General features: G+C 63.7%; 14 protein-coding genes. 8 read left to right on the top strand and 6 right to left on the bottom strand.

Annotated features, from left to right (window positions below):
• Window positions 1–3: 3 nt before the first annotated feature.
• Entirely contained in the window at window positions 4–240 is a 237-nt protein-coding gene (locus tag B7X65_RS09190; protein WP_293593981.1) for a DUF6139 family protein, read from the bottom strand.
• Between the two features lie 325 nt (window positions 241–565).
• On the opposite strand from B7X65_RS09190, the gene B7X65_RS09195 reads away from it, so the two are divergent.
• The 6 genes from B7X65_RS09195 (at window position 566) to B7X65_RS09220 (ending at window position 6,413) form a co-directional block, all read left to right on the top strand.
• Entirely contained in the window at window positions 566–1,330 is a 765-nt protein-coding gene (locus tag B7X65_RS09195) for an SDR family oxidoreductase (protein WP_293593982.1), read from the top strand.
• Between the two features lie 262 nt (window positions 1,331–1,592).
• Window positions 1,593–2,366 (top strand): ABC transporter ATP-binding protein, encoded by a 774-nt coding sequence (locus B7X65_RS09200; RefSeq protein ID WP_293593983.1) that lies wholly within the window; start codon window positions 1,593–1,595, stop codon window positions 2,364–2,366.
• Window positions 2,366–3,070: an ABC transporter ATP-binding protein gene (locus B7X65_RS09205; protein ID WP_293593984.1), complete on the top strand. Its 705-nt coding sequence runs from the start codon at window positions 2,366–2,368 to the stop codon at window positions 3,068–3,070. The genes B7X65_RS09200 and B7X65_RS09205 overlap by 1 nt, the downstream gene beginning before the upstream one ends.
• Before the next feature lie 70 nt (window positions 3,071–3,140).
• Window positions 3,141–4,334, top strand: coding sequence for an ABC transporter substrate-binding protein (locus tag B7X65_RS09210; protein ID WP_293593985.1), 1,194 nt, complete (start codon window positions 3,141–3,143; stop codon window positions 4,332–4,334).
• A 90-nt stretch (window positions 4,335–4,424) separates the two neighbouring features.
• The gene (locus tag B7X65_RS09215; protein ID WP_293593986.1) at window positions 4,425–5,309 is read left to right on the top strand and encodes a branched-chain amino acid ABC transporter permease; all 885 of its coding nucleotides are present in this window, start codon (window positions 4,425–4,427) and stop codon (window positions 5,307–5,309) included.
• Window positions 5,310–5,450: 141 nt separating this feature from the next.
• A complete protein-coding gene (locus B7X65_RS09220) occupies window positions 5,451–6,413 on the top strand; it encodes a branched-chain amino acid ABC transporter permease (RefSeq protein ID WP_293593987.1) in 963 nt (320 codons plus the stop codon).
• A gap of 36 nt (window positions 6,414–6,449) precedes the next feature.
• Here the strand turns inward: B7X65_RS09220 and B7X65_RS09225 are convergent, their stop codons facing one another.
• Window positions 6,450–7,325, bottom strand: coding sequence for a transglutaminase family protein (locus tag B7X65_RS09225; RefSeq protein WP_293593988.1), 876 nt, complete (start codon window positions 7,323–7,325; stop codon window positions 6,450–6,452).
• Between the two features lie 376 nt (window positions 7,326–7,701).
• Window positions 7,702–8,691 (bottom strand): helix-turn-helix domain-containing protein, encoded by a 990-nt coding sequence (locus B7X65_RS09230; protein WP_293593989.1) that lies wholly within the window; start codon window positions 8,689–8,691, stop codon window positions 7,702–7,704.
• A gap of 100 nt (window positions 8,692–8,791) precedes the next feature.
• Here B7X65_RS09230 and B7X65_RS09235 point away from each other — a divergent pair, with 100 nt between their 5' ends.
• Complete coding sequence (locus B7X65_RS09235; RefSeq protein ID WP_293593990.1) at window positions 8,792–9,421, top strand: isochorismatase family protein; 630 nt, start codon at window positions 8,792–8,794, stop codon at window positions 9,419–9,421.
• Window positions 9,422–9,551: 130 nt separating this feature from the next.
• Here B7X65_RS09235 and dbpA read toward each other — a convergent pair whose 3' ends face one another.
• Window positions 9,552–10,991: an ATP-dependent RNA helicase DbpA gene (dbpA, locus tag B7X65_RS09240; RefSeq protein WP_293593991.1), complete on the bottom strand. Its 1,440-nt coding sequence runs from the start codon at window positions 10,989–10,991 to the stop codon at window positions 9,552–9,554.
• Window positions 10,992–11,426: 435 nt separating this feature from the next.
• Here dbpA and B7X65_RS09245 point away from each other — a divergent pair, with 435 nt between their 5' ends.
• On the top strand, window positions 11,427–12,263 hold the full coding sequence (locus tag B7X65_RS09245) for a phosphatase PAP2 family protein (protein ID WP_293593992.1): 837 nt from the start codon (window positions 11,427–11,429) through the stop codon (window positions 12,261–12,263).
• 57 nt (window positions 12,264–12,320) lie between these two features.
• Here B7X65_RS09245 and B7X65_RS09250 read toward each other — a convergent pair whose 3' ends face one another.
• Together B7X65_RS09250 and B7X65_RS09255 are read right to left on the bottom strand one after the other, a co-directional pair.
• The gene (locus B7X65_RS09250; RefSeq protein WP_293593993.1) at window positions 12,321–13,106 is read right to left on the bottom strand and encodes a crotonase/enoyl-CoA hydratase family protein; all 786 of its coding nucleotides are present in this window, start codon (window positions 13,104–13,106) and stop codon (window positions 12,321–12,323) included.
• Entirely contained in the window at window positions 13,100–13,375 is a 276-nt protein-coding gene (locus B7X65_RS09255; RefSeq protein WP_293593994.1) for a DUF2917 domain-containing protein, read from the bottom strand. Before B7X65_RS09255 ends, B7X65_RS09250 begins: the two co-directional genes overlap by 7 nt.
• Window positions 13,376–13,408 lie beyond the last annotated feature (33 nt).

Below are 13,408 nucleotides of genomic sequence, written 5' to 3' on the forward strand. Positions count from 1 at the left end.
TTTTCAGTGACCGGCGCCGTTGACGCTGGTGATGGCATATCCTTTTTCGGCAATTTGCTGCTCGGGACGGGGAATCGCGTACTGGCTGATCTTCTCGGCGCTGGCACCCATTTCCACGGCGCGGGCTTCGGACTCCCAATCGCTGTTCGTGGCCTCCTCGGGAATCAGCCGCCCCTCGGGCACAGCGAGGTAGGAAAACTGGCGATTGGCTTCGGCCCGGCGGTAAATGTCGACACGCATGAGGTCTCCTTGGCAGGTGGCTGAGTCCTCCACCTTACCCCCGGCAAGTGCCTGCCTGCAGGAAAGTCCCTGCTTGGTACCCGGACTCCCCCGGCCGGGCCGATTCGGACACGACGCCAGGCCCCGAAGCGAGAACCTCAGGAACTCCTTTTTTGATAGCTGACTGCGCTTGTACATCAAGGGCTGGAGCCACTTTTTATCGTCAAATTGTGTGCCAAAAATACCAACCCCATGCAGCGTAGACACGCAGGTGACGCCTTCGCCGCCGCGCTGGCGATAAGCTGCCACGCAAGCCTTTCCCTCCCCCCACAGACAGGAGCCCTCCATGAACGATCTTTTTTCCCTCCAGGGCCGCACGGCGCTGATCACCGGCGGTTCGCGCGGCATCGGCCGCATGATTGCCACCGGCTTCCTGGCGCAGGGTGCGCGGGTCTACATCTCGGCGCGCAAGGCCGCGGCCTGCGACCAGACCGCCAAAGAACTGGCCAGCCTGGGCCACTGCGTGTCGCTGCCCGCCGATGTCTCGACGCTCGAAGGGGCTAGGGGCCTGGCCGCGGCGTACGGCGCGCACGAGCCGCAGCTCGACATCCTGGTCAACAACGCCGGCGCCGCCTGGGGCGCACCGTTTGACGAGTTTCCGGAAAGCGGCTGGGACAAGGTGATGGACCTGAACCTCAAGACACCCTTTTTTCTGACGCAGGCGCTGATCCCCGCCCTGCGCAAGTCCGGCGAGCAGCGCCCCGCCAAGGTCATCAACATTGCCTCCATCGACGGCATTTCCGTCAACCCCATGGAAACCTATTCCTATGCGGCGAGCAAGGCCGGCCTGATCCAACTGACCCGGCGCATGGCCTTGCGCCTGATCCAGGACAACATCGTGGTCAGCGCGATTGCGCCCGGCGCCTTTGCCTCGGACATGAACAAGGACGCCCGCGACCACGGCGAGGCGGTCGCCGCACGCATCCCGGCCGGCCGCGTGGGGCAGGACGCCGACATGGCCGGCGCCGCCATCTACCTGGCCTCACGCGCCGGCGACTATGTGGTCGGCTCCACGCTGGTGGTCGACGGCGGCGTGACCCACGCACGCTGAAAGGCCGACTGAACGGCTGGCCTTTCAGCAGAAAACCGGCCGGCACCCACCGGCTTTTTTTCTGACAAAAACCTGACGCGATCACCATCCTCACCCCCCGGCAAAGAACGGCTTCGCCTGCGTGTTTTTCCTCCGATAGCCCGGCACGTAAAACTACCTAAGTCCTAACCCGCTCACGCGCTACAACGCGACTCGTTAGCATCCAGTTCTCTGTGAAGGGCCTGTGCGCCCGCCACGTCAATGTCTGCAGCCGGAGAGCAATTTGTCAGCGGAGTTCATTCTTGAAACGCGTGGGTTGACCAAGGAATTCAAGGGATTCGTGGCCGTCAACCAGGTGGACCTGAAGGTCCAGCGCGGCCATATCCACGCGTTGATCGGCCCCAACGGCGCGGGTAAAACCACTTTCTTCAACCTGCTGACCAAATTCCTGCACCCGACCACCGGCACCATCCTGTTCAACGGCAAGGACATCACGACCGAAAAGCCGGCGCAGACGGCCAGGCGCGGCATTGTCCGTTCCTTCCAGATCTCGGCGGTGTTTCCGCACATGACCGTGCTGGAAAACGTGCGCGCGGCGCTGCAGCGCAACCTCGGCACCTCGTTTCATTTCTGGAAGGCCGAAAGCACGCTGTTCCCCCTGCATGAACGCGCCCGCCAGCTGCTGGCCGAGGTGGACCTGCAGGACTTCGCCGACGAACTGACCGTCAACCTGCCCTACGGCCGCAAGCGCGCGCTGGAACTGGCCACCACGCTGGCGCTCGAGCCGGAGCTGATGCTGCTGGACGAACCCACCCAGGGCATGGGCCACGAAGACGTGGACCGCGTGACCCAGCTGATCAAGAAGGTCTCCGCCGGGCGCACCATCCTGATGGTGGAGCACAACATGAACGTGGTCTCGTCGATTGCCGACCGCATCACGGTGCTGCAGCGCGGCGCCATCATTGCCGACGGTCCCTACGCCGACGTGTCGAAAAACCCGCTGGTGATCGAGGCCTACATGGGCACGACCAACACCGAACTGCAGGGAGCCCACTGATGTCCAAGGAACTCCTGAAAATCGAGAACCTGCACGCCTGGTATGGCGAGTCGCACATCCTGCATGGCGTGAACCTGACCGTACACGAGGGCGAGGTGGTCACGCTGCTGGGCCGCAACGGCGCTGGTCGCACCACGACCATGCGTGCCATCGTCGGCCTGACCGGTTCGCGCAAGGGCTCGATCCGCATCAACGGTGAAGAAACCATCAAGCTGGCGCCGCACAAGGTGGCGCACCTGGGCGTGGGTTACTGCCCTGAAGAACGCGGCATCTTCGCCAGCCTAACCGCCGAGGAAAACCTGATGCTGCCGCCCACGCTGGCACCGGGCGGCATGAGCATCGACGAAATCTACGGCATGTTTCCCAATCTGAAGGAACGCGCGTCCAGCCCCGGCACACGCCTGTCGGGCGGCGAGCAGCAGATGCTGGCGGTGGCACGCATCCTGCGCACCGGCGCGCGCCTGCTGCTGCTCGACGAAATCTCCGAAGGCCTGGCGCCCGTCATCGTGCAAAAGCTCGCCGAAATGATTCTGACGCTCAAGGCCAAGGGTTACACCATCGTGCTGGTCGAGCAGAACTTCCGTTTTGCCGCGCCGCTGGCCGACCGCTTTTACGTGATGGAACACGGCACCATCGTGAAACAGTTTGCGCAGAACGAGCTGACCCAGAACATGGGCATGCTGCAGGAATACCTCGGCGTCTGACCGTCATCCGGCCAGCCCTTCCCCTCTTTTTTCCCTTTTTCCGCTTTCGACCACAACCCAAGGAGACCCCATGAAACTCAAGACCCTCGTCGCCGCACTGGCCATCGGCTTTGCCGCCGCCGCCTCCGCGCAGAACACCGGCCCCGTCAAGATCGGTTTCATCACCGACATGTCCAGCCTGTACGCCGACATCGACGGCCCGGCCGGCGGTGAAATGATCAAGTGGGCGGCGCAGGACTTCGGCGGCAAGGTGCTGAACCGTCCGATCGAAGTGCTGACCGCCGACCACCAGAACAAGGCTGACGTGGCCAGCTCCAAGGCCCGCGAGTGGATGGACAAGGACGGCCTGTCCATGCTGATCGGCGGCACCAATTCGGGCACGGCACTGGCCATGGCCAAGATCGCCGAGGAAAGAAAGAAACCCTTCATCGCCATCGGCCCCGGCTCGGCCCGCCTGACCAATGAAGCCTGCTCGCCTTACACTGTGCATTACGCCTACGACACCGTGGCACTGGCCAAAGTGGCCGGCGGCGCCCTGGTCAAATCCGGTGCCAAGAACTGGTTTTTCCTGACGGCTGACTATGCGTTCGGCCACTCGCTCGAAGCCGATGCCTCCACCGTGGTCAAGGCCAACAGCGGCACCGTGGCCGGCGCAGTGCGCCATCCACTCAATGCCTCCGACTTCTCGTCCTTCCTGCTGCAGGCGCAATCGTCCAAGGCCCAGGTGCTGGCACTGGCCAACGCGGGCGGCGACTTCACCAACGCCATGAAGGCCGCCAAGGAATTCGGCATCAACAAGACCATGAAGGTTGCCGGCCTGCTGGTGTTCATCAACGACGTGCACAGCCTGGGCCTGGCCAACACCGAAGGTCTGCAACTGGCTGACAGCTGGTACTGGAACCAGGACGATGCGTCGCGCAAGTTTGCCAAGCGCTTCTTCGACAAGTACAAGCGCATGCCTTCGAGCCTGCAGGCCGCCGACTACTCTGCCGCGACCAACTACCTGAAGGCCGTGCAGACCGCCGGCACGACGGACGGCGACAAGGTCATGGCCACGCTCAAGGGCATGAAGATCGACGACTTCTACAACAAGGGCCAGATCCGCGCCGACGGCCGCATGATCCACGACATGTTCCTGTTCCAGGTCAAGACGGCCAAGGAATCGACCACGCCATGGGACTACTACAAAACCGTGGCCAGGATCCCTGGTGACCAGGCCTTCACCACGGTCGCCGAGTCCAAGTGCGCCCTGCTCAAGAAGTAAGCTGATTCCGAAGTGGCCGGCCGCAGCGCGGCCGGCCACTTTTTACTTGGCTATTGTTTGTACTCTCACAGCGTGAACTGACGGGTCTCCATGGAAATTTTCGGTATTCCCCATCAAGCCTTTCTGGGCCAGCTGCTGCTGGGCCTGGTCAATGGCGCGTTTTACGCCATGCTCAGCCTCGGGCTGGCGGTGATCTTCGGCCTGTTGGGTGTGGTCAATTTTGCGCACGGCGCACTGTACATGCTGGGCGCCTTTGCCGCCTGGATCATGCTCGACAAGTTCGGCATCAATTACTGGGGGGCGCTGATCCTGGCGCCGCTGCTGGTGGGCGCGCTCGGCGTGCTCATCGAACGTCTTTTTCTCAAACACCTGTACAAGCTCGACCCGCTGTACGGTCTGCTGCTGACCTTCGGTCTGGCGCTGATTCTCGAGGGTGTGTTCCGCGAGCTGTACGGTGCTTCGGGCCAGTCCTACAACGTGCCCGAGCTGCTCTCGGGCGCGACCAACCTGGGCTTCATGGTCCTGCCGAATTACCGCGCCTGGGTGGTACTGGTGTCGCTGGTGGTCTGCCTGGGCACCTGGTACCTGATTGAACGCACCCGGCTCGGCGCCTACCTGCGCGCCGGCACCGAAAACGCCGCGCTGGTGCAGGCCTTCGGCATCAACGTGCCCATGATGGTGATGCTGACCTACGGCGCCGGCGCCGCACTGGCCGCGCTGGCCGGTGTGCTGGCCGCGCCCATCATCCAGGTCAACCCGCTGATGGGCTCCAACCTGATCATCGTGGTGTTTGCCGTGGTCGTGATCGGCGGCATGGGCTCCATCATGGGTTCCATCCTGACCGGCCTCGGACTGGGCATCGTCGAGGGGCTGACACGCGTGTTCTACCCCGAAGCGTCCAACATTGTGGTGTTTGTCATCATGGTCATCGTGCTGATGTTCCGGCCCGCGGGTCTCTTCGGCAAGGAGGCCTAGGATGTTGGCCCCCACGCTTTTCGCTTCGCGTAATGCGCTGCCCCCCGAGGGGGCGCTGCGCCTGCGGCCCGGCGAAGCCGGTTCCGCGGCCCCTGCTTGGACTACAACTTTTTCTCCCTTGGCGGCTCGGTGGATATTTGAATGAATAACGCAAAAAAATTGATCCGCATCACCTACATCGGGCTGTTGATCCTGGCGCTGGTGGCGCCCCTGCTTGGGCTCTATCCGGTGTTTGTCATGAAGCTGCTGTGCTTCGCCATTTTTGCCTGCGCCTTCAACCTGCTGCTGGGTTTCACCGGCCTGCTGTCTTTCGGCCATGCGGCGTTTTTCGGCTCGGCCGCCTACGTCACCGGCTGGATCGTCAAGTCGCAGGGCTGGACGCCTGAACTCGGCATCATGGCCGGTGTGGTGGCCTCGGGCCTGATCGGCCTGGTGGTCGGCATGGTCGCCATCCGGCGCCAGGGCATCTATTTCGCCATGATCACGCTGGCGATTGCGCAAATGGTGTATTTCGTCTGCCTGCAGGCACCGTTCACCGGTGGCGAGGACGGCCTGCAGGGCGTGCCGCGCGGTGCGCTGTTCGGCCTGTTTTCGCTGGAGTCGGACACCGCCATGTATTACCTGGTGGTGGCGGTGTTTGTCGGCTGTTTCCTGGCCATTTCGCGCATCGTGCGTTCGCCGTTCGGCCAGGTGCTCAAGATGATCCGTGAAAACGAACCCCGCGCGATTTCGCTGGGCTACCAGGTGGACCGCTACAAGCTGCTGGCCTTTGTGCTGTCGGCTGCGCTGGCCGGCCTGGCCGGTTCGCTGAAAACCCTGGTCATGGGTTTTGCCACCCTGTCCGACGCACACTGGTCGATGTCGGGCGAAGTGATCCTGATGACGCTGCTCGGCGGTGTCGGCACCTTCTTCGGCCCGGTGTTCGGCGCCGGCATCGTGATCTCGCTGCAGAACCTGCTGGCCGACAAGGTGGGCTCGTGGGTCACCGTGATCATCGGCGTGATTTTTGTGCTGTGCGTGCTGGCCTTCCGCAAGGGTGTGGTCGGCGAGTTGCAGGCTTATATGGAGCGGCGCCGGCGCGCTGCGGCCGCGCCCGACGCGTGAGCAACTGAAGGCTCCGGCAAGTCCGGTAGCCCTCGCCTAGTTGTCTGCCGCTCCGTCGGTAGACAGCGCCTCGGCCACATGCTGGGGCACCACCAGCTGGCCCTGATCATCGGGCAAGGCCTCGATGCTTATCACCGGCGCCGACGAGCTCACACCGCCAAACATCGTTGCAAACGCGGCGTCTGCCGCATCGCGGCCGGTGGCCAGGCGCACAAAACCCATGGGAATCGCCGTGCCCGAGGGGTCGAACATGTACCAGCGGTGGCCCACATAAACCTCGACATAGGCGTGGAAATCGGTCGACCCGAGCGCCGGGTCGGCGCCGTAGTCGATGCCGCTGACAAACCGCGCCGGAATGTTGACCGCGCGGCACAGCGCAATCATCAGGTGCGCAAAATCGCGGCAGACACCGGCCTCGTCGATCAGCGTGTCGATGGCCGTGGTGTTGCCGGTCGAGCTGTTGGACATGAAACTCACGCGCTGGTTGACCCAGTCGCGAATCGCCTGGACCCGGCCGTAACCCTGGCGCAGCTGGCCAAACTCCTTGACGGCCAGCCGGTGCAGCCTGTCGGACTGGCAATAACGGCTGGGGTAGAGGTAAGGCAGCACCGCGCCTGGCAGTTGCAACACGCCGACCTCGGGCACCTGGTCGGGTTGCGCCACATGGTGGCGGATGTCGACCGTCGCGCCGTAGCTGACCGTCAGCGGACCGGGCATGGCCCTGAACTTGAGGTAGCGGTTGCGGCTGACCGCGTCGGTATAAAACTCGGGCTGCAGGACCTGGCTGATGCCCAGGGTTTCGCTGACCACCGCCTGCTCGCGCGTGTGGGCCGCATGGATGTTGAAGATGAAATCGCAGCCGGCATCGGCGACCTGGTAACCCAGTTCAATGGAAAATTTAAGCCTGACCATATGTTGTCTTCCTGAAGTGGGAACGCAGCCAGTTGAAGCCTGTTGCGTGTGCTGCGACAAGACGCAGCTGAAGCTGAAGCGGACGGGTTGCCGACACGGCAACAGGCGCGTTGTGGCGCAACTGAGAACGATTGTGAACCTGAAAAACCACCCTACGGGCAACTCGAGCCAAGCGGCCACCGCACCGGCGCCAGTGGCGCATCTCCCGCCAGGGTCAGACCTGACCCAGGGAACGGGCGTTTTCCTACAGACGGCACGCAAAACGCCTGGGCCAATCTGCACAGGGTCTGGCCAGCATCTTTTTCGCTATTATTTTGATAGCTTATTGCGCCCGAACAGGAAGGGCTGCGACCACTTTTTCCTCAAGAACTCGAAATCAGCCACGAAATTCACGCCGGTAGGTCGAAGGCGATGTGTTCAGCGAGGCGGCAAAGTGTTGACGCAGTGACCCGGCCGTGCCAAAGCCTGCATCCACCGCGATCTGCTCAATGCTGCGGCTGGTCGACTCCAGTTGCCGCTGCGCAAGCGCCAACCGCTGATTCAACAGCCACTGGCCCACCGTGGTCCCGGTGACCTGCCGGAAATGCCGCGTGAAAGTACGCCGTGAAAGCAGCGCGCGTTGCGCGAGCTCATCCAGGCTGTGCGGCCGGTTCAGGTGTTTTTGCACCCAGGCCAGCACATCGGCCAGGCGGTGGTCGGCGCCGGAAGCGGGCAGCAGCTGCTCCACATACTGCGCCTGCCCGCCCTGGCGGTGGGGCGCCACCACCATGCGCCGCGCCATGTGGTTGGCCACCTCGGCACCGTGATCGGTGCGCAGCAGGTGCAGGCAGCAGTCAATGCCCGCGGCCGTGCCCGCCGAAGTGAGGACATCGCCGTCGTCCACGTAAAGTACATCGGGCCGCAGCTCAACCTGCGGATAACGCTTGGCAAAAGTGGGCGCCAGCGCCCAGTGCGTGGTGGCAGGCCGACCGTCGAGCAGACCCGCTTCGGCCAGCACAAAAGCTCCCACACACAGGCCCACGATGCGCGCGCCGCGCCGGTGGGCTGCGCGCAAGGCCTTCAGCAAGGCCTCGGGCGGCGCCCGGTAGTTCTTCTCGTTCGGGCTGTGCCATGAGGGCACGATGACAATGTCGGCCCGCGCCATGACTGAGAGCTTGTGCACACCTTGGACCGAAAAACCGGCCGGTGTGTGCAGTGGGCCGGCCTCGGTCGCACATACCAGCAACTTGAAGCGCGGCATATGGGCGCCCCCCATTTCCTGCCCAAACACCAGACAGGGCACCGAGAGATGAAACGGACTGATGCCGTCGAAAGCAACAACCGCCACGGTTTGCACCCGGCCGGTTTTGGGGGAAGAAGCACGCATGGCCCGATTCTATCGATTTATGTCAATTGGGCCACTTTCGCGCCAAGCGCATGAAGCGAACAATCCATCTCATCTATCAACTGCATCAAGGAGAGCTTCCATGACCATCGCCACCTCACGCCGCGCACTCGTTGTGATCGACGTACAAAACGAGTACTTCACCGGCAACCTGTTGATCAAGCATCCACCGGTGCAGCAATCGCTACCCAACATCGCCCGCGCCATGGATGCCGCCCGCGCGGCCGGCATTCCGGTGGTCGTGGTGCAACACAGCGAGGCCGCCGGCGCACCGCTGTTCGCCAAGGGCTCCTCCACCTGGGAACTCCACGAGGTGGTGGGCAGCCGACCGCGCGACCACTACATCGAAAAAGCCTGGCCCAGCGTTTTCACCGGCACCGATTTTGCGGACTGGCTGAAGCAGAACCGCATCGACACCTTGACCGTGATCGGCTACATGACGCACAACTGCGATGCCTCCACCATTTTTGAAGCCACGCATCGCGGTCTGCAGGTGGAGTGTTTGCAGGACGCCACCGGTGCCTTGCCCTATGCCAACACGGCCGGCAGCGCGACGGCGGAAGAAATCCACCGCGTGTTCAGCGTGGTGTTTCACACGCGCTTTGCAGCCGTAGCCTCCACCGACGAATGGATCAGCGCCGTGCAGGTCGGCCAGGCACTGAAGAAAGGCAATATCCTGGTGTCGAACCAGGCGGCGCTTGCCCTAGCGTGATATCCCGCGCGGCGCGGGCTTGCGGTGGTCAGAGGCACTGCTTCTGAGCACCCGACCATTCACTTCATTTTTGATAGCTGGTGACGCCCGCCCATATTGGGCTGGCAGCACATTTCACAGGCAACCGGACTCAAGCCTCGTCCATGAAGCGCACCTTGACGCTCTTGCCCTTGACGCCGCCGTTGGCCAGCTTTTGCTGGGCCTGGCTGGCAATCGCGCGGTCCACGGCGACATAGGTGGAGAACTCATTGACGTTGATCTTGCCGACCTGCTCGCGCGTAAACGGCGGCACATTGCCGGCATCGCCGGTCAGCGCGCCCAGCACGTCACCGGCACGGATTTTTTCCTTGCGGCCACCGACGATCTGCAGGGTCACCATGGGCGGCAGCAACGGCTCGTTGCTGGCCGGGGTCAGCTCGCTGAGCTTGTGCCATTCGGACTCGGCCTTCTGCAGCACCTCGATTTTTCCGACGTGACCCATCTCGTCCATGCTGGCCAGGCTGATGGCCCAGCCCTCTTCGTCGGCGCGGCCGGTGCGGCCGATGCGGTGGATGTGCACCTCGGCATCCGGCGTCACGTCGACGTTGATGACCATTTCGAGCTGCGCGATGTCCAGGCCGCGCGCCGCCACGTCGGTGGCCACCAGCACCGAGCAGCTGCGGTTGGCAAACTGCACCAGCACCTGATCGCGCTCGCGCTGCTCAAGCTCGCCAAACAACGCCAGCGCGCTGAAGCCCTGGTCTTTCAAATAGGCCACGAGCGCGCGGCACTGTGACTTGGTGTTGCAGAAGGCCAGCGTGCTGGCCGGACGGAAGTGGCGCAACACCTGCGCGACGGCGCCAAGGCGGGCTTCGTCATGGTCGCTGTCGGGCACCTGGTACCAGCGCTGCTGGATCTTGGTTTTTTCATGCTGCGCCTGCACCGTGATGGTTTGCGGCGTCTTCATGAACTGCTGGCTGATTTTCGCAATGCCTTCCGGGTAGGTGGCCGAGAACAACAGGGTCTGGCGCTCTTTCGGGCATTGTTTGGCGACGGTCGCGATGTCGTCGAAAAAGCCCATGTCCAGCATGCGGTCGGCTTCGTCGAGCACCAACGTGTTCATGGCTTCCAGGTTCAGGTTGCCGCGTGCCAGGTGGTCCATGATGCGGCCCGGCGTGCCGACGACGATGTGGGCGCCGTTTTCCAGGCTGGCGGTCTGGTTGCGCAGCGGCACACCGCCGCAGAGCACCACCACCTTGACGTTTTCCTCCGCCCGCGCCAGACGGCGGATTTCGGTGGCGACCTGGTCGGCCAGCTCGCGCGTCGGGCACAGCACCATGGCCTGCACCGCAAAACGTCGCGCATTGAGGTTGGCCAGCAGGGGAATGGCAAAAGCGGCGGTCTTGCCGCTGCCGGTTTTCGCCTGCGCAATCAGGTCCTTGCCCGCCAGAGCCAGCGGCAGGCTGGCCGCCTGGATGGGCGTCATGGCCAGGTAGCCGAGGGTTTTCAGATTGGCCTGCATCGCAGGGTTCAGCGGCAGCGTGCTGAAGTCAGTACTTGCTGCACCGGAAGTCGGGAGGGAAGAAGTCATTCCCCGATTATCGGCGCTAGGAGTCTGCGCGGTAGAAGGCGTCGAAGCGAAAAGCGGCCCCAGGGAGGACAGTTTTTGCCTGATTTGCAGCCCCATAGCCGTCGCTATGGGGCAATAAGCCGGTGAAAAATGGACCGCTGCGGTCGCTTTGCAGCCGACGATCCTTCTGCCGCGCAGACTCCTAGGGCTTTTCAAGCCCGATGGCGCACCTTGAGAGCCCTTGGCAGACGCAGGCAGCGCCAGCAGCTCAGGCGATAAAAAGATGAATGAAAACAGGGTCCAGCCCTTATTGAACGTGCGCCATTAGCTACTTTATTGATAGCGTTTCCAGGTCTGCCAGCGTCGGTGCCGCCGACAGGGGCCGCAGACGCCCGCACAGCGTAAGCTTGCCGGAACACCTGTTCTTTTTTGTCCGCTGTCACCCTCCCACCCGCCATGCCTTTTGCTGATACTTCCGCCGCCGTGGTCCAGGCCCTGGGCCACCAGGGCCTGACGCTCTTTTTTGCGCTGCTGGCCTTGCTGCTGCCCACCGCCACCCTGCTGTGGTGGCTGGCGCAGCGCTACGCGGTGCCAGGCAAGACCAGCACGCTGCCGGCCGGTGCCTTCCTGCTGATCCGGCTGGCATCAGGGTTTGCCGTGCTGGTGGGCGCAGCGGCCATCTTTGCTGAAATTGCCGAAGCCCTGGGTGATGGCCCACGCGCCGGCCAGCTCGACCAGCTGTTTTCAGACGCGCTTCACGCCAGCACCGCCGGGTGGGCCCAGCAGCTCTTCGCGTGGATCACCCGGCTCGGCGACACCGCCACCCTGGCGGCATGGGGTGTGGGGGTGGCGACGGTGCTGCTGCTGCGCGGCCGGCGCTGGCTGGCCCTGGGCTGGGTGCTGGCCATCAGCGGCAACGCCTTGCTCAACACCACGCTCAAGGCGCTGTTTGAAAGAACCCGGCCCGTACACGACAGCGCCCTGGTGCACGCGGACGGCTGGAGTTTCCCGAGCGGGCACAGCTCCGGCTCGGTGGTGGTCTACGGCATGCTGGCCTATGTGCTGATCCACAGCCTGCCGCCGGCCATGGCGCGGCGCGCCAGCCTGCCGCTGGTGCTGCTGGCCGCCACCCTGGCGTTTTCGGTCGGTTGCAGCCGGGTTTTTCTGCAGGTGCATTTCGCCACCGATGTGCTCGCCGGGTTTGCCTCGGGGACGGCGTGGCTGGCCGTCTGTGTGGCCAGCATCGAGCTGACGCGTCACTATGGCCGCACCCGCGCCACCGCCCTGCGGTAGAGCGCAAGCCCGGAGGAAGTCATCGCCGGTCACCGGCCCGGCATCTGAAACAGCGCTTCAGTGGTGGCAGAACACCGGCCGGCGCTTTTCAACGAAGGCGGCCGTGCCCTCCCGCGCATCCTGCGAAGCCGCCGCAATCATGAACTGCGCCGCCTCGATGGCCAGGCCCTCGTCGATGGACACATTGAGCCCGCGCGTCACGGCGCGCAGCGAGGCCGTCACGGCCACGGCGGAGTTCTCGGCGATGCGGTCTGCCATCTGCAGGCAGGCCGGCAGCAGTTCATGCGCCGGCACCACGTGGTTGACGAGGCCGAGCAACAGGGCTTCCTCGGCGCTGATGGCGTCGCCGGTCAGGATCATCTCGTTGGCGCGCTTGCGGCCGATGTGGCGTGGCAGGCGCTGCGTGCCGCCAAAGGGTGGCGGAAAGCCAAGCCGGATTTCGGGTTTGGCAAAGCGCGCATGGCCGGCCGCGATCGCAAGGCTGCAGGCCTCCATGATCTCGCAACCGCCACCGAAGGCGATGCCGTTGATGCCCGCGATGATGGGCTTGGGGTAGTTCTCGATGCGCCGCGTCAGGGCCTGGCCGCGCATGACGAAGTTGCGCCAGGCCGCCTCGGGCGATGCGGCGACATCGGGCGCAAAGCCCGCGATGTCAGCCCCTGCGCTGAAGGCCTTGTCACCCTGCCCTGTCAGCACAAGACAGCGCACGCTGTCGTCGCGCTCCAAAGCGTTGAGTCTGTCCATGAGTTCGTCGATCAGTTCATAACTCAGCGCATTGAGTTTGTCGGGGCGGTTGAGGGTGAGCACCACCTGTTGGCCATGGCGTCCGGTTTCTATCAGCATGTTGTCTCCAGTGGGTTTCGGGCAGGGGTGGGGAGGGATAAAAATGACAGGACGCCCCAACCGCGCGGCGCCCCCACAAAGTAGGTTGCGGCTTGCGGCGTGACAAAGGACTGGCCGCTCTCGAGCACGATGTCGCTGTCGCGGCGTCCGGCCAAGGCATCGCTGGTGATCCAGAGGCAACCCCCGGTGCAGGTCAGGACCTGGCCGCGCCGCAGGCGCAGGGGTTTCGGGATGGACCCGAGCGTCAACGGGGTTTGCGAAATAAGCATGGCAGCCTCCTTGAAAAGTGTGGTTTGATTCTT

It is taken from the genome of Polaromonas sp. 39-63-25, from assembly GCF_002278925.1.
Taxonomy (GTDB): domain Bacteria; phylum Pseudomonadota; class Gammaproteobacteria; order Burkholderiales; family Burkholderiaceae_C; genus Polaromonas.